This window comes from Actinoallomurus sp. NPDC052308 (assembly GCF_040679195.1).
Lineage (GTDB): Bacteria > Actinomycetota > Actinomycetes > Streptosporangiales > Streptosporangiaceae > Actinoallomurus > Actinoallomurus liliacearum.
Window position 1 is genome coordinate 75199 of the sequence record NZ_JBFAUM010000005.1, and the last position, 22094, is coordinate 97292.

22 protein-coding genes are annotated in these 22094 nt (G+C 71.0%); 8 read left to right on the top strand and 14 right to left on the bottom strand.

Annotated features, from left to right (window positions below; translation table 11 throughout):
- Window positions 1-65 precede the first annotated feature (65 nt).
- On the top strand, window positions 66-638 hold the full coding sequence (locus AB0L00_RS17455; protein WP_364434704.1) for an RNA polymerase sigma factor: 573 nt from the start codon (window positions 66-68) through the stop codon (window positions 636-638).
- A 5-nt stretch (window positions 639-643) separates the two neighbouring features.
- Window positions 644-1282, top strand: a complete 639-nt coding sequence (locus AB0L00_RS17460) for a hypothetical protein (protein WP_364434707.1) — start codon at window positions 644-646, stop codon at window positions 1280-1282.
- A gap of 50 nt (window positions 1283-1332) precedes the next feature.
- Here AB0L00_RS17460 and AB0L00_RS17465 read toward each other — a convergent pair whose 3' ends face one another.
- On the bottom strand, window positions 1333-1737 hold the full coding sequence (locus tag AB0L00_RS17465; protein ID WP_364434710.1) for an ester cyclase: 405 nt from the start codon (window positions 1735-1737) through the stop codon (window positions 1333-1335).
- Window positions 1738-1801: 64 nt separating this feature from the next.
- On the opposite strand from AB0L00_RS17465, the gene AB0L00_RS17470 reads away from it, so the two are divergent.
- Window positions 1802-2689, top strand: coding sequence for a sigma-70 family RNA polymerase sigma factor (locus AB0L00_RS17470; RefSeq protein ID WP_364434713.1), 888 nt, complete (start codon window positions 1802-1804; stop codon window positions 2687-2689).
- Window positions 2690-2973: 284 nt separating this feature from the next.
- Here the strand turns inward: AB0L00_RS17470 and AB0L00_RS17475 are convergent, their stop codons facing one another.
- The 3 genes from AB0L00_RS17475 to AB0L00_RS17485 form a co-directional block, all read right to left on the bottom strand.
- A complete protein-coding gene (locus AB0L00_RS17475) occupies window positions 2974-3069 on the bottom strand; it encodes a DUF397 domain-containing protein (protein WP_364434716.1) in 96 nt (31 codons plus the stop codon).
- A gap of 78 nt (window positions 3070-3147) precedes the next feature.
- Complete coding sequence (locus AB0L00_RS17480) at window positions 3148-3246, bottom strand: DUF397 domain-containing protein (protein ID WP_364434719.1); 99 nt, start codon at window positions 3244-3246, stop codon at window positions 3148-3150.
- Window positions 3243-4046, bottom strand: a complete 804-nt coding sequence (locus AB0L00_RS17485; RefSeq protein ID WP_364434722.1) for a helix-turn-helix transcriptional regulator — start codon at window positions 4044-4046, stop codon at window positions 3243-3245. The genes AB0L00_RS17480 and AB0L00_RS17485 overlap by 4 nt, the downstream gene beginning before the upstream one ends.
- 238 nt (window positions 4047-4284) lie before the next feature.
- Between AB0L00_RS17485 and AB0L00_RS17490 the strand changes: the two genes are divergently transcribed.
- Window positions 4285-4674 (top strand): ATP-binding protein, encoded by a 390-nt coding sequence (locus AB0L00_RS17490; RefSeq protein WP_364434725.1) that lies wholly within the window; start codon window positions 4285-4287, stop codon window positions 4672-4674.
- A 26-nt stretch (window positions 4675-4700) separates the two neighbouring features.
- Here AB0L00_RS17490 and AB0L00_RS17495 read toward each other — a convergent pair whose 3' ends face one another.
- The 8 genes from AB0L00_RS17495 to AB0L00_RS17530 form a co-directional block, all read right to left on the bottom strand.
- Window positions 4701-6542 carry a CYTH domain-containing protein gene (locus tag AB0L00_RS17495; RefSeq protein ID WP_364434728.1) on the bottom strand — a complete coding sequence of 614 codons (1842 nt, stop codon included), beginning with the start codon at window positions 6540-6542 and terminating at the stop codon, window positions 4701-4703.
- A gap of 102 nt (window positions 6543-6644) precedes the next feature.
- A complete protein-coding gene (locus tag AB0L00_RS17500) occupies window positions 6645-7142 on the bottom strand; it encodes a tetratricopeptide repeat protein (protein ID WP_364434731.1) in 498 nt (165 codons plus the stop codon).
- Between the two features lie 49 nt (window positions 7143-7191).
- Entirely contained in the window at window positions 7192-8655 is a 1464-nt protein-coding gene (gene fumC / locus AB0L00_RS17505) for a class II fumarate hydratase (protein WP_364434733.1), read from the bottom strand.
- Window positions 8652-10397, bottom strand: a complete 1746-nt coding sequence (locus tag AB0L00_RS17510) for an NAD-dependent malic enzyme (RefSeq protein WP_364434737.1) — start codon at window positions 10395-10397, stop codon at window positions 8652-8654. The genes fumC and AB0L00_RS17510 overlap by 4 nt, the downstream gene beginning before the upstream one ends.
- 171 nt (window positions 10398-10568) lie before the next feature.
- The gene (locus AB0L00_RS17515) at window positions 10569-11228 is read right to left on the bottom strand and encodes a response regulator transcription factor (RefSeq protein WP_345350879.1); all 660 of its coding nucleotides are present in this window, start codon (window positions 11226-11228) and stop codon (window positions 10569-10571) included.
- Window positions 11225-12379 carry a sensor histidine kinase gene (locus AB0L00_RS17520; RefSeq protein WP_364434741.1) on the bottom strand — a complete coding sequence of 385 codons (1155 nt, stop codon included), beginning with the start codon at window positions 12377-12379 and terminating at the stop codon, window positions 11225-11227. Before AB0L00_RS17520 ends, AB0L00_RS17515 begins: the two co-directional genes overlap by 4 nt.
- A 35-nt stretch (window positions 12380-12414) precedes the next feature.
- On the bottom strand, window positions 12415-12984 hold the full coding sequence (locus AB0L00_RS17525; RefSeq protein ID WP_364434743.1) for a hypothetical protein: 570 nt from the start codon (window positions 12982-12984) through the stop codon (window positions 12415-12417).
- Window positions 12985-13169: 185 nt separating this feature from the next.
- Window positions 13170-13739 (bottom strand): TetR/AcrR family transcriptional regulator, encoded by a 570-nt coding sequence (locus AB0L00_RS17530; RefSeq protein WP_364434746.1) that lies wholly within the window; start codon window positions 13737-13739, stop codon window positions 13170-13172.
- An 80-nt stretch (window positions 13740-13819) separates the two neighbouring features.
- Between AB0L00_RS17530 and AB0L00_RS17535 the strand changes: the two genes are divergently transcribed.
- Window positions 13820-15019 carry an MFS transporter gene (locus AB0L00_RS17535; protein WP_364434748.1) on the top strand — a complete coding sequence of 400 codons (1200 nt, stop codon included), beginning with the start codon at window positions 13820-13822 and terminating at the stop codon, window positions 15017-15019.
- A gap of 64 nt (window positions 15020-15083) precedes the next feature.
- The gene (locus AB0L00_RS17540) at window positions 15084-15959 is read left to right on the top strand and encodes an SDR family NAD(P)-dependent oxidoreductase (RefSeq protein ID WP_364434750.1); all 876 of its coding nucleotides are present in this window, start codon (window positions 15084-15086) and stop codon (window positions 15957-15959) included.
- Between the two features lie 61 nt (window positions 15960-16020).
- On the opposite strand, the gene AB0L00_RS17545 is transcribed toward AB0L00_RS17540, so the two are convergent.
- A complete protein-coding gene (locus AB0L00_RS17545; protein WP_364434753.1) occupies window positions 16021-16503 on the bottom strand; it encodes a cupin domain-containing protein in 483 nt (160 codons plus the stop codon).
- 129 nt (window positions 16504-16632) lie between these two features.
- Here AB0L00_RS17545 and AB0L00_RS17550 point away from each other — a divergent pair, with 129 nt between their 5' ends.
- A complete protein-coding gene (locus tag AB0L00_RS17550) occupies window positions 16633-18819 on the top strand; it encodes a PQQ-binding-like beta-propeller repeat protein (RefSeq protein WP_364434756.1) in 2187 nt (728 codons plus the stop codon).
- Complete coding sequence (locus AB0L00_RS17555) at window positions 18816-20966, top strand: PQQ-binding-like beta-propeller repeat protein (protein ID WP_364434759.1); 2151 nt, start codon at window positions 18816-18818, stop codon at window positions 20964-20966. The genes AB0L00_RS17550 and AB0L00_RS17555 overlap by 4 nt, the downstream gene beginning before the upstream one ends.
- A gap of 101 nt (window positions 20967-21067) precedes the next feature.
- Here AB0L00_RS17555 and AB0L00_RS17560 read toward each other — a convergent pair whose 3' ends face one another.
- A complete protein-coding gene (locus AB0L00_RS17560; protein ID WP_364434762.1) occupies window positions 21068-21961 on the bottom strand; it encodes a serine protease in 894 nt (297 codons plus the stop codon).
- Between the last annotated feature and the right edge of the window lie 133 nt (window positions 21962-22094).

The following is a 22094-nucleotide window of genomic DNA, read 5'->3' on the forward strand; positions in this document are numbered from 1 at the left end:
TTCCGTCGGTAACGCCGCACGGCCGACGGTCCAAGAGCGGGTGAACTTCCGAAAGGAGACAGCGCATGGCCGAACCCGAGACCGGCCTCTCCCACATCAGACACGATCCCGAAGCGTTCGAGGCGTTCTACCGGCGCCACGTCGAGACGGTGAACAGGTTCGTGGCGCGGAGAGTGGACGACCCGCACACCGCCGCGGACCTGACCGCCGAGGTGTTCATGGCCGTGATCGACTCCGCGCACACCTACCGGCCGAGTCGCGGCAACGAGATCGCCTGGCTCTTCGGCGTCGCGCGGAACGTCCTGGCCGCCGACCGGCGCCGGACGGGCCGGGAACAACGCGCCAACGGGCGGATCGCGGGGCGGCGGTTGCTCGACTCGGACGACATCGACCGATTGGTGGAGCGCATCGACGCCGAGAGCGCCGGGCGCCGTACGTACGAGGCCCTCGCCGACCTGCCGGGCGGGGTCCGGGCACTGCTGGAACTGATCGCCGTCGACGGGCTGACGGTCACCGAGGCGGCCGCCGCGCTCGGCATCCGCCCGGTCACCGCCCGAGTCCGGTTGCACCGGGCCCGCAAAGTTTTGAGGGACGCCGTCTCCGCCCAGAGTCCCGCCATGGCCTACGCAGAGGAGTGATCACCATGCAGACCTTCGAAGATCGGCTCCTCGCGGAGCTCAAGCACGTCGTGGCGGCCAACCGGCCGACCGAGGAGTCCCGGCGCCGGCCGCGGCGACGGGCGGGACGCCGCCTCGTCCTGGCCGCCGGAGCCGTCGCCGTCGCGGCCGGAACGGTGATCGCGGTACCCGCCCTCACCGAGGACAGGAGCGCGCGGGCGAACGCCGTCGAGCGCGTCCCGGACGGCTCCATCGTGGTCCGCCTGGTGGAGTTCACCCATCCCGAACGGGTCGAACAGAAGCTGCGAGCCTTCGGCGTCACGGCGAAGGTGGACTTCCTGCCCTTCGGCACCCAGTGCGAGGGGCGTGAGTTCGACGGCGACTTCTGGATGTCGGACAAGCCGGACACCGGGGTCTTCGGGGACGATCCCGGCGTCGACCCGCACGCCGACGAGGACATGAGGGGAGAGGTGGGCACGCGCATCTACCCGGACAAGCTGAAGCACGGGGAGATGGTGGTCCTCGACGTCTGGTTCCAGAACACGAAGGACCCCGCCTCGGCGAGCGTCCTCGTCCCCATGGTGAAGAAGGCCGGGACGGTGCCCGCCTGCGTCCGGGTGCCGGGCGGCCCTCATTCGGGCCCGGACGGGGGCGTCGGCGGCTGACCTCGGGGCGGCCGCCTCCGAACGGCGACCCGTTCGGAGGCGGCACCTGCTCAGGAGGTACGGGCCGCCCCGATCTGCCGCTGCAGCCGGTTCACGTCGACCACCGCCCAGATCTCGTTGATCCGGTCACCCTCGAAACCGAAGATCACATTGCCGGTGGTCTCGATCCTCCGGCCGGTCGGCGGGTTCCCGAAGAAGTCGCCGTCGTGGGTACCGGTCAGCGTCCAGCGCACGGCGGCCCGGTCGCCCTCGCTGATCACGTCCTCGACCTGGTAATGCAGGTCCGAGAACCCGGCCCGCATGAACGCGTCCACCCGCCGTACGGCCGCCGGGCCGCGCGGCGCGTCCGGGTCGTGGGTGGTCATGTCCGGCGTGATGAGCTCCTCGGCCAGTTCCGGACGCCGCTGGTTGAGCATGTCCTCGTAGAATCGGTGAACGATCTCGGCCTTTGTCATCTCACTCCCTCTGGTCGGTCCGCTGGGTGTCGGCGCCAGTGGAGACAAGACAGAGGGGCGTTCTGTGACAACGATCGGGGATTTCTTCGGCGGCGAGCGCGGCCGGTTGTTCGGGCTCGCGTACCGGCTTCTGGGCTCGGCGGCCGACGCGGAGGACGTCGTCCAAGAGGCGTTCCTGCGCTGGCACGCCGCCGACCAGCGGGTCATCGAGGCTCCCGGCACCTGGCTGACCAAGGTCGTCACCAACCTCTGCCTCAACCACCTGACCTCGGCCCGCGTCCGGCACGAACGAACGGGGCCCTGGTTGCCGGAACCGGTCCTCACCGGGCACGGGGACCTCGGCCCGCTGGAGACGGCCGAGCAGCGCGAGTCCGTGTCGTTCGCGCTGCTCGTCCTCCTCGAACGCCTGACCCCGGTCGAACGCGCCGTCTTCGTCCTGCGCGAGGCGTTCGGCTACCCGTACGAGGACATCGCCGCCCTGGTGTCGACGTCCGAGGGGAACTGCCGCCAGCTCCACAGCCGCGCCCGCCGTCGGATCGGCGACGGGCGTACCCGGTTCGCCGCCCCGGATGAGCATGCGCGACGCCTCGCCGAGCGGTTCCTCACCGCGGCCCGGTCCGGTGACCTGCTCGCCCTGGAGGAACTGCTGGCGGCCGACGTCACCGCGTGGGTGGACGTCGGCCCGTCTTCCCGGCGCACGGTACGCGGCCGGGACGAGGTCGGCCGGCTGGCCGGAACGGCCCTCGCCCGCTTCGCGCCACGGACGCTAATCACCGAGGCCAACGCCGCTCCCGCCCTGCTCTTCGTACGAGCCGACGCCCTGCTGGGCGTCTCCGTCCTGGACATCGACGAGGCCCGCATCCGAAATCTCCACACGGTGACCGACCCCCGCAAACTCGAGTCCGTACGGCGCCGCCTCCTCCCCGCGACCACCGACCGAGCGCGCTCCTGACCGAAGACACGGGGCCGCGCCGAGCCCATCCGGATGAATGGCGAGTATTTGGCTCGCCCGGTGGGGCCGACCTTGCCGTCGTCGTTGCCTCGCGAATGCAGACGAACTCGGCATCGTGCCGTCCGTAACGACGGCAAGGCGGCAATGTCGACGGCACAGTCACGGGTAGGCAGACGGTCGTCTTCGCGTGGCTGCGACACGGTGGCCATTCCCACGGCAAAGCCGGCCTTCGCGTGCGAACGCGCCGGCCGTTGCCTCGGCCGCTTGGGGTGGGTGGCTCGCTGTCAGGGGCGCGCGGTGACGACGGCGACCTCGACGCAGGCGCCACCGTTCGCTCCCGAGCGGCGCGACTTACGCCAGTCGAGACTCTCGAGGTTCATAGTTCCTCCCGGATCTGCCGGATGAGGTCCAAGGAAGCGGACACCGGCAAAGCGACGCAGCGAGGAGAAAGGTCCCGGTCAGGGACGGAGCGCTACGAGGACGGCAACCTCGACGCACTCACCGCCGTTGGCGCCGGAGCGGCTGGACTTGCGCCAGTTGGAGGCTTGGGGCTTCACAGTTCCTCCCGGATTTGCCGGATGAGATCCAGGGACGCGACCACCGGCAATGCGACAGCGCGCAGGGCTTCGTACGTCTGCGACATCGCCTTCACGAGGTCTGGCCTCTCGTGGAAATTTCCGGTGGCCGGATCTTCACTGTAGGCGATGTCCGCAGAGTCGTCGAAGCTCAGAATCCTGAAGCTGGACGTTAGTCCAGCGTGTGCGCCGGTTCCGAACGGAATGACTTGGATGGTGGTGCCGGGCCGCGCGGCCATCTCGAGCAGGTGATCGAGTTGGGCGCGGTGCTCCTCCTTCGTTCCGATTCGACGTCTCAGGACCATCTCGTCGAGCACTACCCAGAGAACGGGGGGCGTGTCCCGGTGCAGGATCTCCTGACGCTCGATCCGTGCGGCGACGAGGTCGTCGATGATCTCCGGTTTGGCGGTTGGACGGCCCGCCGAAAGAAGCGCCCGAGCGTATTCGGGTGTCTGGAAGATCCCCGGGATGACGACGAGTTCCCACATGCGGATGCAGGCGGCTTCGCGCTCGGCTTCGGCGTAGCGGGCGAAGGACTCGACGGGGTGGGTCTCGTGTTTGAGGAGGCCGTGGAGGACGAGGAGGGCGCCGCCGGTCTTGAGGGCCTTGTCGCAGCGCTCGACGAAGTCGCGGCGGGGGACCTTCTGGGCGGTCTCGACGTTGCTGATCATTCCCTCCGAGTAGTTGATCAGCTTGGCGAGCTGGCCCTGCGTCATGTTGTCGGCGGCGAGTCGGTGGCGGCGTAGTTCGGAACCGAGCGCGATCAGCGTTGGACTGCGCATCTATGTCCCTTTCTGTGCTGCTTTCCGGGGGGTTCACGGGCCCTCACCTCAGTGCGGGGTGAATTCACGAAGTGAAAGGCATTCCGTGCTGGGTATCCACGCCTGCGCACAGCGTAGTTGTTCATGGCCAGGATGGTGGCGAATCGGCGGAATCAAATGACCGAGAGGGGCGGTGCCGGTCATGCATCGCATAGCAGAAGAACGTCGTATCGCTTGGGAACGCGGGGAGATTCACGGGGTGCTGCTCGGGGAGATTCGGCTTCCGATACGCCCCGAATCGGCGACGCCTGCGCGCCGTTTTCTGACGGCGGTCTCTCTCGCGTGGGGGATTCCGGACGCCGCCGACACGGCCGAGCTGCTCGGCTGCGAACTCGTCACGAACGCGGTCCGCTACGCCGCGGCGATGCCGGGCTCGACGCTACGGCTCGTCCTGGTCCGGGACGGCGAACGGCTGCGGGTCGAGGTCCACGACCCGTCCGGCGAACCGCCGGCCACGAGGGATCCGGGACTGGAGGCCACGAGTGGGCGCGGCCTCCTCATCGTCGGCGCGCTCTCCACCGACGCCGGCTGGCATCCGACCGCCCACGGGAAGGCGGTCTGGTTCGAGCTCCTGCCACGGTGGCCGTGACCGTCTCGTCGATGACGAGCGGCGCGTCAGGACGCGGGGTCTTCGCGGCTGTTCAGGGTGAGCAGGCCGAGTACGGTCAGCGGAAAGCCGATGAGGCCGATCAGGTCGGCGGCGGTGCTGGAGCCGACGCCGACCGCGACGATGACGGCTCCGATCATCGAGACTCCCACCACCAGTCGCTGCCGGGTGCGCCGGCTGACCAGGGCGCTGTCGTCCCGGACCAGGACGAGGCATGCGGCCACGAGGAGGACGACGCCGGCGCCCAGCGTGGCCCACTGCCACCGTCCCGACGCCGCCCCGCTGAGCGAGGTCAGCCCCAGAGCGGACAGCGCGACGAACAAGGCCGTCCGCAGCAGCCCGGAACGCGCCTCAGGCTCGAGGTCCGACCAGTTCGGATCCTGGCGCACGAGTACGTCTCCCCGAGGGAAGGCGGCGAGTGACCGGTCGATGCGGCCGAACAGCCGGAGGCCCGCGTGGTACTTCGTGCCGATGTGCAGATCCGGCCGCTGGTGGTTCTTGAAGATCCGCCGGGCGCAGAGCTGCCGGAAGCGGTACATGAAGATGTAGAACCCGTCGTCGTCCGCGTACTCCGTGGCGGCCCCCTCGTCCTCGAGGCCGGTGATCTCGATCTCCGAGTGCCGTTGTCGCCTGCCCGTGGTGTCCTGGAAGGCGACATCGTCCACCTTGATCTTGGCGACGTAGCGGTTGGAGTCGGGACCGTCGTCCGACGACCTGACCACCCACGCCTGCCGGACGATGTCGGCTCTCAGGGTCTGCGTCAGGCCGAGCTGGCGGAGGCCGGTCGTCAGGTCCGTCGCGTCGCCGGCGGATGAGTGCCGGAGCAGACGCGCCAACGGGTTCACGATCGTCTTCCAGCTCGCGGAGAAGTCGTTCGCGGAGTCGACCCCGATGATCTCCTCCTGCGTCGGGAGACGACTGTCGGCGACCGTCGACAGGCGCCGGAAGTAGAGCTTCCGTTCGCCGTTCTCCTCGCGGATCCGCAGGTAGCACTGGGCCTTGGCCAGGTCTAAGGCGCCCGTGTCGTAATAGGTGTCGGTGATGTGCCGCTCGACTCCCTGCCCGAGGATTCGGTAACCGGAGATCACGTCCGGGTCGTCGCGCAGCGTCCTGACGAGCGTTTCGTGGTCCGCCGGCTCCGGGAGGTCGAGCTTGGCCTCGATCTTCTCCTTGAGCCGCGTCGCGCCGCGGAACTCCAGGCCGCGCTGGAACTTCGTCGTGCGCGTCGGCGGCAGGCCGTGCTCGTCCGTGGCGATCGCGTGCAGCGCGTGTTCCGCCGCCGGGTCCGCCAGCTCGATCTCCACCTGGTGTTCGAGCAGCTCTTCGCCCTCATGGACCTTGTAGCGCGACGTGTCCATGACCAGATCCGCGACGTGCCGGCCGCCGTCGCTCAGCCGCCACGTCGCACGGTTGGTGTGCACGGTGAACAGCGGGGACATTCCCAGCAAGGACAGCGCCCCGAACAGGCCATGGGGGAGAACGTCGGCGACCTCCGCCCCGTCGGCCGACACCTCGGCGGCGCGCAGCCGCGCGACGATGTCCTTGAACACCTCGTCGACGTCCGCGGTCGAGGTGTTCTCGATCTCTTCGCGTTCGATCGCCGCGGCGGCGCGCGGGTCGGCACGCGGGATCTTCAGCGTGATCCGGGTGCCGTCCGGGCGCTCGCGGATTCGCAGCGACCAGCCGAGCCGCTGCAGCCGCCCGTTCCGGTCGAGGTAGGTGTCGCGGTGGGTGCCTTCGCCGGCCGGCGTGGCGGTGAACGAACCGAAGCGCGACGTTCGGGTGAGCCGGTCGCGGAGCTCGGGTTCCTCCGACTGCCTGAGGCTGTACTTGAGCTCGATCTCGTCCACGGACCCTCGCTCTCTCCGGAGCGGTCACGACGAACTATATAGACGTTGCCGCCGTACACCCGGTTTCAGCGCGGAATCCGACGATCGACTGAAGCGTCCACGTCACGCGGTTTCGTCGAGGTGGTCGGCGTAGTACTCGATCGCCCGGCGGTAGCCCTGCACGCGTGGATCACCGCTGGTGGCGGCCAGGGCCTTGAGCAGTCCCGCCACCGCGTCGCGGGACTCACCGAGGTTGTACGAGGTCATGGCGAGGAAGGCGGTCAGCGCCGCGTCGCCGGAGAACTCCTCCAGCCCGCGGCGGAGAGTCGCCCGCGCCCGGTCGTACCGGCCGAGCACGCGATACGTGCTGCCGAGGCCGAGGAAGGCGCCGTGCCGGTCGTCCGCCGAGAGTCCCGAGCCGGTCAACGCCCGCTCGTAGAAGGGGACCGCCTCGGCCTCCAGCCCGAGCACGTCGTGCGCCCACGCCGTCTGATAGGCGATCTCGGCGTCCTCCGGGTACCGCTCCGCGAGGTCCAGCAGCCGCTCGCGGGCCCGCGCGGCCTGTCCGTCCTCCCGGAGCCGTACGGCCTGTGCCAGGGCGGTGTCGCGCTCATCGTCCATGCCGACACAGCCTGCCAGCCATCATCCAACGAGGCGAACCGCGGGCCGGTCAGCCCGCATCGGTGGTGTGGGCGACTCCAGGTCTGGTGAGTTCCTCCGGTACGACGACTCGGTCGTACAGTTCCGCACTGACCCCGCATTCCAGCGCGGCCTGTTTCAGGGGCAGCCCTTCGTCCAGGGCGCGGTGGGCGATCCGGGCCGCCCTGTCGTAGCCGATGATCGGGCTGAGCGCGGTGACCATCATGATCGAGCGTTCCAGGTTCTCGGTGAGCCGGTGGGTGTTGAGCCTGGCGCCCTCGACGAGGTAGACGCGGAAATGCTCGATCATGTCCGCGAGGATCCGCACCGAGTGCAGGACGTTGTAGATGATCACCGGGCGGAAGGCGTTGAGCTCGAAGTTTCCTTCGCCCCCGGCGATCGAGACGGCGGTGTCGTCGCCGATCACCTGTACGGCGACCATCAGCATCGCCTCGGCCTGGGTCGGGTTGACCTTGCCCGGCATGATCGACGACCCCGGCTCGTTCGCGGGCAGGATGAGCTCGTGCAGGCCGGTCCGCGGTCCGGACGCCAGCCAGCGCAGGTCGTTCGCGAACTTGAACAGGGGCGCGACCAGCGCGCGGATGGCGGCCGACACGCGTACGAGGACGTCACAGGACGCCTGGGCGGCGAATGCGTTGGGCGCGCGGGTGAAGCGTCGGCCGGTCAGGTCGGCGATCCGGGCGGCGACCTCGTCGCCGAAGCCGGGCGATGCGTTCAGGCCGGTGCCGACCGCGGTGCCGCCGATCGCCAGCCGGCCCAGCTCACGTTCGACCTGCCGGAGGTGGTCGATGGCGTCGGTGAGCTGGGCGGCGTAGCCCGACCACTCCTGGCCGACCGTGAGCGGGGTGGCGTCCTCCAGGTGGGTACGGCCGATCTTCACCACGTGCTCCCACTGGAGGCTCTTCGCGTGCACCGCGTCCCGCAGCCGGTCCAGTGCGGGCAGCAGCCTGGTCTCGATCATCTGGACGGCGGCGATGTGCATGGCGGTGATGAAGGTGTCATTGGAGGACTGGCCCATGTTGACGTGGTCGTTCGGATGGATGGGATCCTTGCCGCCCAGCCGCCCGCCCAGCAGTTGGATCGCCCGGTTGGAGATCACCTCATTGACGTTCATGTTCGACTGGGTGCCCGATCCGGTCTGCCAGACGTAGAGGGGGAACTCCTCGTCGAGCTCGCCGTGGATCACCTCGTCGGCGACACGGGCGATCAGCTCGGCCTTCCACCGGGGGAGCCGACCGGCCTGTCCGTTGACGATCGCGGCGGCCTTCTTGATGTAGCCGTAGGCGTGGTAGATCTCCTTCGGCATCCGGTCGTCGCCGATGGCGAAATGTACGAGCGATCGTTGCGTCTGCGCGCCCCAGTAGTGGTCGGCGGGCACCTCGATCTCGCCGATCGAGTCGGTCTCGGTGCGGGTACCGGAGCCGGTCAGCCCGATGGGCAGGTCCTTGACCACGGGTGTCTCGCCGGTCGTCATGGCCTTCGCCCTCTGACCGGCCGGTAGACCGGCTGCCACATCGCGTCGCGGACCTGCCGGGCCGGGTCTTTGAGGTCGGCGCGGGCGAGGTTCTCACGGGCGGCCCGTTCGGCGACGGCGACCGCGACGGTCGCCGAGACCTCGCGCAGGTCGTCGACCTGAGGGAGCAGCGACGCGCCCGGCGTGGCCACGTCGACCATGCCGCCGACGGCCTCGGCCGCGGCCTGGAGCATGCCGTCGCTGATCCGCCGGGCACGGGACACGATCGCCCCCAGGCCGAGGCCCGGGTACAGCAGGGCGTTGTTGGCCTGGGCGATCGCGTAGGTGACGCGGCGGTAGGTGATCGGATTCACCGGGATGCCCGTGGCGACCAGGGCCCGGCCGTCGGTCCAGCGCAGCAGGTCGGCGGGCATCGCCTCGATCCGCTCGGTCGGGTTGGAGATCGGGAAGATGATCGGCCGGTCCACGTGGGCGGCCATCGCGCATACCACCTGCTCGGTGAACGCGCCGTGCGCCGTCGAGGTCCCCAGCAGCATGGTGGGGTTCACCTGCCGGACCACCTCGAGCAGCCTGATGCCGTCGGCGTCCTTCTGCCAGTCGACGACCTCGGCGGCGGGGCGCGCGTACGGCACCTGGAAGTCCCGCAGGTCGGTCATGTCGTCGGTGAGCAGGCCCTGCTTGTCGACCGGCCAGATCCGGCGGGTGGCCTCCTCCTCGCTCAACCCGGCCCGGACCATCGCGGCCCGTAGCTGGTCGGCGATCCCGGTCCCCGCGGTCCCGGCCCCGAAGACGGCGATCCGCTGGTCGCGCATCGGCGTCTCGGACACGCGTACGGCGCCCAGCATCGCGGCCAGCACGATGGCGCCGGTGCCCTGCATGTCGTCGTTGAAGGTGGGGATCCGGTCGGTGTACTTCTCCAGGATCCGCCGGGCGTTCGAGGGACCGAAGTCCTCCCAGTGCAGCATGGCGACGGGGAACATCCGGGTCATCGTGGTCACGTACGCGTCGATGAAGTCGTCGTAGCGCTGCCCACGGACCCGCGCGTGCCGGTTGCCGACGTATCCGGGGTCGTTCAGCAACTCGGTGTTGTCGGTGCCGACGTCGAGCGCCACCGGGACGGCGCGGGTCGGGTCGATCCCGGCCGCGGCGGTGTAGACGGCGAGCTTGCCGGCCGCGATGCCGGCTCCGCCGCCCACGCCCCAGTCGCCGATGCCCAGGATCTGCTCGGCATCGGAGGCCACCACCAGATCGACGCCGTCGGAGTCCAGGCCGAGGTTGGCGAAGGCGCGCCCGATACCGGGCACGTCGTCGATGGACAGGTAGACGCCCCTGGGCCGCCGGTACTGCTCGCTGTAGTTCTTGATGGCCTGGGCGACCGTGGGGTCATAGACGATCGGGAGCATCTCCCGCAGATGGTCCGACAGCAGCCGGTAGTACAGGACCTCATTGCGGTCGCGCAGGGCCTCCAGGTAGACGTTCCTCAGCAGGTCCGTCGCCTGTGCCCGGTACTGCGCGTACACCCGGCCGGCCTGCCGGTCGATCGTCTCGACCACCGGGGGCAGCAGGCCGTGCAGCCCCAGTTCGTCGCGCTCCTCGACGGTGAACGCGGTCCCTTTGTTCAGCACCGGTTCGCGCAGGATCGCCGGTCCCCGGGCGAAGGTGGCGTAACCGTCTTCGGTCGCCTCGAAGAGCCGAGGGCTTCCGGCCGCGCGCCCGTGACCTTCTTCCGCTTCCCGAAGCATGACCCGCTCCCCTCGCGAAACGGCCTCGTTCACGTACAGCCCTGCCCGGGGGAGGACCTCGACCGCGCAAAGCCAGTCCCAATTCGCGCCAAGTGCGAAGAATCCCGTCCTCTTCCGCGTGACCGTACGATGGCGTGGGCCCCCGGGTCGGTCGTCGCCGCGTCGGCGCGGTCAGGGGGTGCCGGGGGAGATCAGGCCGGACTCGTAGGCGGCGATGACCGCCTGCACGCGGTCGCGCAGGCCGAGTTTGCTCAGCACGTTGCTGACGTGGGTCTTCACCGTGTGCTCGCTGAGCACCAGGGCGGTGGCGATCTCGGCGTTGGACAGGCCCCGGCCGAGCAGCACCAGCGTCTCCCGCTCCCGGCCCGTGAGCGCGTCCAGGCCGGTCGGGGAGACGGCCGCCCGCGGCCGGCGCGCGGTCAGGTCGGAGATCAGCCGGCGCGTCACCGTGGGCGCGAGCAGCGACTCGCCCGTCGCCACCACCCGTACGGCGTGGACGAGATCGTCGCGGCGTACGTCCTTGAGCAGGAAGCCGCTCGCCCCCGCGTACAGCGCGTCGTACACGTAGTCGTCCTGGTCGAACGTCGTCAGCATCAGCGCCCGGCTGGAGGTGCGGGCGCAGATCTCCCGGGCCGCCTCGATGCCGTCCATGCCCGGCATGCGGATGTCGAGCAGCACGACGTCCGGCCGGTGTTCGGTCACCGCGGCGACGGCCTCCGCGCCGTCGGACGCCTCGGCCAGCACGGTGATGTCGGGTTGTGACTCCAGGATCATCGCGAAGCCGCTGCGCACCAGTTCCTGGTCGTCGGCGATGACGACGCCGATGCTCACGAGGCCACCATCGGCAGGGTCGCCGTGACGGTGAAGCCGCCGGCGCCGCCGGATGCGGACGCCGCGCCGCCGCAGGCCGTGGCGCGTTCCCGGATTCCGATCAGCCCGTTGCCGGAGCCGCCGAGCGTTCCGGCACCGGTCCCGTCGTCCCGAACGGTGATCATGAGGGAGTCTCCCCAGGCCAGGGTGACCGCCACTTTGGTGGCGGCCGCGTGCTTGAGCGTATTGGTGAGCGCCTCCTGGACGATCCGGAAGGCCGCCACCTCGGCGTCCGCCGTCAGCCGGCCCGGCTCGCCGGACACCGAGTAGGACGCCGCCAGCCCCGTCTCCTCGACCTGAGCCACCAGAGAGGGGATGGCCGCGACGGTCGGCTGCGGGGCCCGTACGCCGGTGTCCTGCTCCTCCTTGAGGATGCCGAGCGTACGGCGGAGTTGCGTCATCGCGTCCCGGCCGGCGGAGGCGATCGCGTCGAACGACTTCTCCGCACGGTCCGGCATCCTGCGGACGGCCACCGGCCCGGCCTCGGCCTGCACGATCATCAGGCTGACCGCGTGGGCCAGCACGTCGTGCATGTCCCGCGCGATGCGGGCTCGTTCGGTCGCGACCGCCCGGGCGGCCTCGGCCTCGCGATCGCGTTCGAGCCGCCCGGCGCGGTAGGCGAGGTCCCGGAGGTGCTGTTCCCGGCGCTGCGCGATCGTGCCGAGGACCAGTGCGCCGGTGCCGGTCAGCAACCCGATCAGGGCGGTGGTGGGGCTCTTCACGGATATGAGGCTGGTCACTGCGACCAGCACGATCGCGAGGGTCCGCTGCGATCGCCGTCCGACCCAGGCGATCGAGTAGAGCGCCACCAGCATGCCCCAGGCGACCGGCTCCGACGCCGCCCGATCCAGGGTGTTGTACCCGATGAGCGAGACGTAGATGGCGAGCAGGCACAGGATGGGGAACCGCCGCCGGAAGATCAGCGGCAGCGACGCGCCCGTCATGAGCACCCACGCCCAGGGCGAGAACGGACCGGGCTGTTCCGGCCGGGGGATCAGTAGGGGCATGTACAGGACCGCGAGCACCAGGAAGGCGACTCCCGCGTCGGCGACGTACGGCCGGGCTCCGACGGGAACGCGGTCCCACCAGGGCTTCGGCTCGGGGACGGTCACTTGGCCATCATCCCAGAGGGAAAGGTTCCGGCTGGTCACGCGAGAGTGTGGGCGGTACGGCGGGTGGGGCGGAAGGCCAGCGGGGCGAGGGCGAGGACGTACAGGAGGCCGGCGACGGGGATGTAGTCCAGGTTCGCCGCCGCGGCGACCGTGCCGAGCGCGATCAGGGTGGGTGTCCACCAGGCGACCGGGCGCGGCCGTACGACGGCCGCCAGAACGGTCAGCCCGAGCATGCCCACGTAGAACAGGATCGGCACGACGGTGTAGACGACCGGCAACACGCCGGGGACATCCTGGATCTGGTGGAACATGTGCTGCTTGTCCGCTTCGTCGCGGGCCAGCAGGCCCACGACGATGTCGATGCCGATCTGCGCGATCGTGGCGGCGAGCCCGATCAGGCCTATCCCGGCGAACGCCGTGCCCGTCCGGCCCGGAGTGAGCCTGCGCAGCCCGAGCAGGACCCAGCCGAACAGCATCAGGCCGGCGAGCATGAGCACGTGGCCGAGCGTCCAGCCGAAGCGGCTCTGGTGGTCGATGAGCCGGGCCACTCCGTACGCGCCCATCAGCGCCGGTGCCGCGACAAAAGAAATCTTGGTGGTGTGCACGATGACTCCCGAGGTGCTTTAGCCGATGAGGTAATCCTCGGGATTTCCGTCCGCCGGGGGATCGCCGGTACGAGCCATATTCCGCCCTCCCCCGCAGGACGGATCCGGCTCGCCCGGCCTTGGAACTTCGGTACGTCGCCTTCCGGCATGACCTCGCCAGGGATTGTGGGCGAGACGCGTCGCGGTCAGGGCGCGTGGGTGGCCGCTGTGATGACGGCGTCGGTGAGCGCGGCGGCGTAGGCGTCGGTGAGCTTGCCGGCGTCGAACAGCAGCGCGTACCACATCGGGCCGAAGACCAGGTCGATGAGCACCTCGTCGTCGGGGTGGGCGACCTGTCCCCGGTCCCGCGCCCGGCCGAGGATCTGGCGGACGGCGTCGCGGCGCGCCGCGATCAGTTCGCTGCTCACGCGCTGGGCGAAGGCCGGGGCCTGCAGCGCCTCGGCGGCCAGGGCCTGGTTGAGTGCGCCGGGCGCGCCGCGCTGGGCGGCGAAGGTCTCCTCCAGCAGGGTCAACAGGTCCTCGCGCAGGTCTCCGGTGTCGGGCGTGGGCAGCCGGGTGCGGGCGTAGACGGCCAGCACGTCCAGGATCACCTCGCCCTTGCCCGGGTAGCGGCGGTAGACCGCCTGCTTGGACACGCCGCTGCGGGCCGCGATGCCCTCCATGCTCATCCCCCGGTAGCCCTGCTCGGTGATCAGGTCCAGGGCGGCCTGGCGGATGGCGTCGTCGACGGCGGGGTCGCGGGGTCGTCCGGTCATGGCCCGCAGTCTATTTGACATACGCACCGGTCCGTATTTAAATCTCATACGCAACGTCTCGTATTGAAAAAGGAGGGGCCGTGCACCCCCGTTCCTCCACCCCCGCGCTCCTGTCGCTGGCCCTGGGTTACTTCGCGCTGGGCACCGCCTCACTGGCGGTGGTCGGTCTCAGCGGCCCGATCGCCGCCGACCTGCGGGTGTCGGCCGCCACCGTCGGCACCCTGGTCACCGTCTTCTCCCTGGTGTTCGCCCTGGCCGCCCCGATCGCGACGATCGCCCTGGGCCGCCTGGACCGCCGCCGGGTACTGCTGCTGGGCCTGGCGCTGATGACGATCGGCGGCATCGCCAGCGCGGCGGCCCCCACCTTCGGGGCCCTGGCCGCCGCCCGGGTGGCCGCCGGCCTGGGTGCGGCGATCTTCGGACCGGCCGCCTCGGCCACCGGCTCGATGATCGTGCCGGCCGAGCAGCGCCCCCGCGCGCTCGCGGTGGTGTTCGGCGGGATGACCGCCGCCACCGTGCTGGGCGTGCCGCTGGCCTCGGCCGCGGGCACCGCGATCGGCTGGCGGGCCACGATGGCCGCGGTGGTGGCGCTGACCCTGGTGGCGGGCGGGCTGCTGGCGGTGCTGCTGCCGTCGGTGGCGGCCGGCCCGGCCCCCACCCCGCGGGCCTTCGCCGGGGTGCTGCGCACCCCCGGAGCCGCATCGATGATCGCCACCACGCTGCTCGTGCTGACCGCCCAGTTCACCGTCTACGGGGTCGCCGGGGCCTACCTGGCCACCCGGTTCGGCGCCGGTCCCGGCCTGGTGTCGTTGACGCTGCTGGTCTTCGGCGCCCTGGGAATGGTCGGCAACGCCGCCGGGGCCCGCGTCTACACCCGTCTGGGCGGCGGCCGCACCATCGCACTGGCGCTGGCCGGGCTGACCATCACCTTCCTGGCGCTGGCCGGCGTGCCCGCCCTGCCCGCGGCCGGTGTCGCGGTGTTCGCCTTCTGGGCCTTCTTCAACACCCTGTTCATGGCCCCGCAGCAGGCCCGTCTGGTGGAGTTGCTGCCGGAGCAGCGCGGCATCCTGCTGGCCCTGAACGCCTCGGCCCTGTACCTGGGCATGAGCCTGGGCAGCCTGCTCGGCAGCGGCCTGCTGCCCGCCCTGGGCGGCCGCTGGCTCCCGGCCCTGGCGCTGGCTCCGCTGGCCCTGGCCGCCGGTGCGCACGCCGCCTCGCGGCGCCCGCGCCCCACCCGCCCGACGGCCCCGGCAGCCACCCCCGCCCCGGCCCACCACTGACCTTCCCGCCGTGCCTTCCCCACACCACCTCTCTTCTCACGACCGAACTGCGAGGCCGAACCCCGTGACCACGAACGAACTGCACGACCAGACCATCCTGATCACCGGCGCCACCGACGGCCTCGGCCGCGCGCTGGCCCACCGCCTGGCCGCCCAGGGCGCCACCCTGATCCTGCACGGCCGCAACCCGGCCAAGGGCAAGGCGCTGCTGACCGAACTCCACGACCGGACCGGCAACGACCGGCTCACCTTCGAACAGGCCGACTTCGCCTCCATCGACCAGATCCGCGCCCTGGCCGACCGCCTGGCCGGCCGCGATCGGCTGGACGTACTGGTCAACAACGCCGGGATCGGCGTCGAGACGGCCCCCCAGCGCAGCGCCGACGGTCTGGAGCTGACCTTCCAGGTCGACTACCTGGCCACCTACATGCTCAGCTGCCTGCTCACCCCGCTCCTGGCCCGCACCGCCGCCACGCGTTCGACCACCACGCGCCCGGCCCCCGCCAGGATCGTCAACGTCAGCTCCGCCGGGCAGTCGCCCCTGGACTTCGACGACGTGCTGCTGGAGCGCCACTGGGACGGCGTGCAGGCCTACTGCCAGGCCAAACTCGCCCAGATCATGCTCACCTTCGACCACGCCGAACTACTGCGCGACCACGGCGTCACGGTCAACGCCCTCCACCCCGCCTCCTACATGCCCACCAAGATCGTCACTCACCTGTTCACCGTGCAGAGCACCCTGGAGGAAGGCGTCACCAACACCGCCCGCCTGGTCACCGACTCCGCCGTGGCCGAGGTGACCGGCACCTACTTCAACCGGACCCGCCCCGCTCGCGCCCACCACCAGGCCTACGACAGCGCCGCCCGCACCCGCCTGCAGGAGCTCAGCCGGCACCTCACCGGCGTGCCCTTCCCCACCGCACCGCTTCAGGCCGCCTGACCCGCGAGCCGTGAGGTGTACGCGCCGCCCGCCGCGTACACCTCACGGACGCGTCCGTACGTCAGAGCCAGTGGTTGTCGTGGCGCAGGAAGAACTCGAGGCGCTCCTCGTCGCTCAGCTTGCCCAGCCCCTCCGCGAGGCCCTCGAAGTACCCCTCGCGCGGGGCGCCGGGGGAGAAGTGCAGCAGCATCGAGGCCGGCTCTCCCGACTCGTTGCGGAAGGCGTGGATGCCGCCGGCCGGGACATGGACGAAGTCGCCGGGGACCGTGTCGATCCAGCGTTCGCCGTTGTAGATGCGGACCGTTCCACTGAGGATGTAGAACGACTCGGAGATCGACCGGTGGAAGTGCTTGTCCGGGCCGCTGGGCTTCGGACCCATCACCCAGCGGTACAGGCCGAACAGCCCGCCCGTCGACTCGCCGGTGGCCAGATAGTGCACCGTGTTGCCGGACGAGTAGGTCACCTCCGGCTCGTGGCCGGCCGGCCGGTAGGTGGCGCTGATCTCGCCGTTCTCGCCCTCGTAACGTGCCGGTGGGTAGCTCACGTCGTCTCCTTCGCGTACGAAACCCCGATTTCGCCGTCGAGCCGGTGCGCGGATCTTCGGGCGGCCCGCCTGGAATGGTCGGCGGCAGAGTGGCATTATCGCGCCTCGTGTTGTTTTCGGGAGGTATGGGTGGTGCGGGTGCCGGCGGCCGATGACCCTCGCCGGATCGGCCCGTACGCCGTGCTGGCGGAGCTGGGCGCGGGCGGCATGGGACGCGTCCACCTGTGCCGGTCCGAGGGCGGCCGGCTGGTCGCCGTCAAGGTCGTACGGGAGGAGTTCGCCGACGACCCGGGCTTCCGGCGGCGGTTCCGGCGCGAGGTCGAGGCGGCCCGCGCGGTCAACGGCTTCTTCACCGCCCCGGTCGTCGACGCGGACGCCGACGGTCCGCTGCCCTGGCTGGCCACCGCGTACATCCCGGGTCCATCGCTCGGGGACGCCGTCCGCGACCACGGACCGCTGCCCGAGCCGGCCGTACGGGCGCTGGGGGCCGGGCTGGCGGAGGCGCTCCTCGCCGTCCACGGCGCCGGGCTGGTCCACCGCGACCTGAAACCGGCGAACGTCCTGCTCGCCGCGGACGGGCCCCGCGTCATCGACTTCGGGATCAGCAAGGCGCTGGACGGCACGCAGCTGACCAGGACGGGCGGTCTGGTCGGCACGCCGGCGTACATGTCCCCCGAGCAGGTCACCTCAGACGGCCCGATCGGACCGGCGAGCGACGTGTTCTCGCTGGCGGGGGTCCTGGTCTTCGCCGCGGCCGGAGCCGGGCCGTTCGGGGCGGGCGGCGCCCAGGAGGTGCTCTACCGGGTCGTGTACGGCGAGCCGGACCTGACCGGTGTGCCCGGCGGCCTGCGGGGCGTCCTCGCCGAGTGCCTCGCCAGGGACCCCGCGGCGCGGCCGACGCCCGAAGCGGTGCTCACCGCTCTGGCGCCGGCCGATCCGGCCGCCCTGGCCCTGTCGGCGCTGCGCGCGGACCAGGATCGACGCGTGGCCGAGGCGGCGGCCCTCTCCGCGACCGCGCCGCCGGTGGCTCCTTCGGACGCGACCGCCACGACGGCGCGGACGCTCACGGGACCGCCGTCTCCGGACCGGCGACGCTTCCTTAGCCTGGCCGCCGGCGTGGCGGGCGGGCTCGTCGTCGCCGGCGGTGCGACGACGGCCCTCGCCTGGCCGACCGGCGGTCACAAGTCCCGCCGCCGACCGGCCCCGCGCCGTACGTTCGCCGCGGCCCCCGCGCCGGTCTGGACCCTTCCCCGGCCGGGCGGCGCGTTCGATCGTCAGACGCTGACGTTGCTGGTGGCCGGCGGCCTGCTCGTGTGGGGCGACCAGGCCGTACTGCACGGTGTCGATCCCGCCGCCGGGCGGCTCCGATGGACTCGAAAGGTCACGGCGCTCACCGGCGGCGGCCGCGGCCGGTGGACGAACGTGGCCGGATCAACGGCATATGCCATCGTCGACCCCGGGTCGCTCGCCGAGGAGACCATCCTGGTGGAGCTGGACGTCGTCACCGGACGACGCATCCTTCGCCGTGACCTGCCCGACGCCGACGCCGACGTCAACGGCAGTGCCGTCTCCGGAGCCGGTGGAATCGTCGTGGTGCCGACGGGGGCGCGTCCGGGGCGCTCGGAGTACGGAGCCGTGGCCGCCGTCGACAGCGGGACCGGACGGGTGCTGTGGCGACAGGGGGCCGACAGCCCCGGTGATCGGCTGAACATGGCCGCCGACCAGGCGCGCTGTTACATCGCGGACGCCGGCCGGCTGTCCGCCCTGGACCTGGCCACCGGCATGCGACGATGGCGGATCAACGTGGCGGCGTACGGGTCGGATGAGGCCGCGCTGGCCCTGACCGGAGACAGGCTGTACGTCGCCGCGAACGGCCTCCTGGCGATCGACCCTTCCACCGGCACCCGTGCGTGGACGGCGCTGCCCGGTGTCTTCGCCACTGACGCCGTCGTCACCGGCGCCACGGTGGTCGCGGCCGTGGGAGACACGGTCGCCGGCGTCGATCGCGGAACGGGTGGTCTCCGCTGGCAGACGCCGAGCCCTGCGCCGCTCTGGGCAGGCAGTGCCAATTCTCACCTCCGAATCTCCGCTTCCACCGAGGTCGCCGCCGCGCCCTTCGACGCCGCCGTGGGAGTCACCGGCGGCGACAAGGTCACCGCTCCCAGCGGGTTCCTGGTGGTCGCCACCGCCGACGGTGATCCCCGATGGGCCTACCAGGCCGCTCCCGGCGTGCAGTGGCACGTCGCGGTCATCGGCGGCCGGGTCTACGCGACCGACGGCACGGCCCTGTACGCCTATGAGGGAGGCGGCCGGTGACGACGCTCCGGAACGATGACCCCGTCGAGGTCGGACCGTACCGGATCATCCGCAGACTCGGCGGCGGGGGCATGGGCCAGGTTTACCTGGCCGTCTCGCGCGGCGGCCGGCCCGTCGCGGTCAAGGTCGTACGGGCCGCTCTCGCCGGCGACCCCGCGTTCCGCGCGCGGTTCCGCGCCGAGGTGGCGGCCGCACGCGCGGTCGGCGGCGTCTTCACGGCGTCGGTCGTCGACGCCGACCCCGAGGGCCCCAGCCCGTGGCTGGCCACCGAGTACGTCTCCGGGCCGTCCCTGCAGGAGGCGATCGAGCTCCACGGACCGATGCCCGAGGGCGCCCTGCGGGTACTGGGCGCGGGCCTGGCCGAGGCCCTGCGGGCCGTGCACGAGGCGGGCGTCGTCCACCGGGATCTCAAGCCGTCCAACGTCCTTCTCTCCGCCGACGGGCCTCGCGTCATCGACTTCGGCATCAGCCGGGCCCTCGGCGGCGCGTCGCTGACGGCGACCGGTCAGGTCGTCGGCTCGGCCGGCTACATGCCGCCCGAACAGGTCGAGGGCCGGCCCGCGGCCCCGGCCGGCGACGTGTTCTCACTCGGAGCGGTGCTCGTCTTCGCGGCCACGGCACAGCCTCCCTTCGGCACCGGTCCGGCGCCCGTCCTGCTGTTCCGGACGGTGCACGAGCGGCCACGCCTTGACGGCGTCCCGGCGGGACTGGCCGGGCTGCTCGCCCGCTGCCTCGACAAGGACCCCGCTCGGCGTCCCCCGGTGGAGCGACTTCCGGAGCTGCTGAGCACGCCGGCACGGTCGCGGGCCTGGCTGCCGGAGCCGATGGCCCAGGACGTACGGCGGCGCGAGGCGACCCTCGTCGACGAGCTCCCCGCGCCACCCGGGCCCCTGACCCGGCGCCGGCTGCTCGCCGCGGGCGCGGGTCTCGGCGCCGCCACCGCCGTCACGGGCGGCGCGCTGTGGGCCTTCCGAAGGAACACCGGACCCAGGTTGCCTCGACCGCTGTGGCGCACGACCCTGCCGGCCGCCGACGTCGCGCGGCTCAGCGACACCACCCTGGGCGGGATCGTGCACTACGGGAACAGGGACACCCTCATCGCATTCGACGTGGCGACCGGCCGGAGGAGATGGACCGACACCGGCGGACCTTATGTCGGCTCTCCCGTGATCGACGAGCGGGCCGGCAACTGCCTCATGAACGTCGGCAGCCGGATCCGCGCCCTGGACGCCGTGTCCGGCGCCGAACGCTGGTCGTACGACGTCCCGGCGAGGCTACGGCCGGCGAAGGATGACGACTATTTCCTCCAGGCAGCGGGCTCCACGGTTTATCTGTGGACTTTCGAGCCATACCGGCTCTTCGCCGTCGACTCTCGGCAAGGAGCCGTACGGTGGTCCTTCACAGACTCCAAAGACGGCGCTGGCATGGTCTACGGAGGCGGCGAAGGGTATGTGATCTACCAGAGCGGCGTCATCCCGACGAGGATCCGCTGCTTGGACCCCGCGTCAGGACGGCAGCGGTGGGTTCTCAGCGGCGACCTGACCACGAGTGACTGGAACACGTGGGGAGACTCCGCCGACCGCTTCTTCTGCCATGACGAAGGCCGCGACCTCGTCGCGGTCCGCCTCAGCGACGGCGCGACCGCCTGGAAGATCCCCGGATCGCTGATCGCGACCAAGGGTGAGGGCTACCGCTTTCCGTCTCTGCAGGTGCTCGGCGGATCCCTGCTCCTCTCCGGGAGCAATCACATCCGGCTCATCGACATGGCCACCGGGCACCTCCTGTGGGCGTGCCAGACGACCTCTCAGGACGCATCTCCGCAACCTCTCAAGAACGCCGCCTACTACCTCGACGCCGACGTCGTCCACCGAGTGGACCTGCGGACCGGCCGGTCGACGCCGGTGACCGGCCGCCTGCCCGCGTCGTCGTCCCTCGCGTCGGTGACCGACGACCTCCTCATCACCTCGGTGGTGGACGAGACCGGGGGCAGGGGAGGTCTGTACGGCTGGGACGCCCACTCGGGAAAACAGGTATGGAATTTTCCCGCCAAAACGGAGAACAAGGCGCAACCCTGGCAGGTATCGCAGATGAGGGAATATCTCATCGCTCGCTACGAGCAGAGCCTGTTCGCCTTCCACCTCTCGTGATCAGGCGGCCCCAGTACCCCCGGACGTCCGAGTCGCGCCGACGCGAAGGTTAGAGCAGCCCCTTGTCCCGCCCCGACCGCGTCACCCGGCCGCTCGAGCCGTCAGCCGACGCACGCGCCGGCCGAGACCGGGCGCGTACGGGTCCGGGCCGTCCGCGCGGAAGATTCCAGCTCCTCCGCGGTCAGCGCGTACCCGGCCATGGAATCCGCCATGTTCGCGGCGAACACCATGCCGTAGACATCGCCGTCCGTAGCGAGGAGCGGAGCACCCGGGACCCCTTGGGGAACCGCCGCGTCGATCGCGTAGACACCGCGCGTGACCCGGCCGTTGCCGTAGAGGTCCGGACCCTGCGCACGGAGCTCGGCGCGGATGCGGGCGTGTTCGGCCGACAGCGCGGTGCCGTTCCGTACGTAGCCGGCGACCACTGCGAGCTCGTCGTGAAAGCCGATCGGCTGGAAGAAGTCCAGGGCTGGAGCGTCCAGGCCGGGAACGTCGAGAACGGCGAGGTCACGGCGCGGGTCGTACAGGGTCACGATGGCCCGGTGCCGTACTCCGTCCTCACCGATCGTGTCGAGTCCGCCTCGGACCCCGGCGACGTTGTGCGCCGTGGTGAGGACGTGTTCGGGCGCGTACACGAAACCGGTGCCCGCGATGGGCCGGCGGCACTTGGGCGCCGAGCCGACGATGCGCAGGATGCTGACCGACACCTTCTCCAGGACGAGAGACGTGGCGAAGGAGTCAGCCGGCGAATCGGTCGGCGCGGCGGCCTGCGGTCGTCCCGTCGGCCGCGACGGCCTGGCCGAGGCCTGCCGCCACAGGACGGACCCGAGTGCGGCGACCAAGAGGACGAGGGCCGACGACAGCGCGGCGAACAGGAACACGAGGCGCCGGGTCGACCAGCCGGCGCCGGGCGAAGTGTCGTGCGCCCGATCCGAGTGAGCCGCCGAGCCGTCGACTTCCGACGGCTCATCTTCCTGCCCGGAACCGTGGGTCACGGAGTGACGATAGCGCGCCGAAGAGGTGCTCCGAATGCTCGGTGACCGTCGCCGGGGACCGGGAGGAATCCCTCTAAACCGCCTCCCGATCCCCGCCTTCACCGAGCGATCCGCAGGCGTCGCCGCCGCCCGG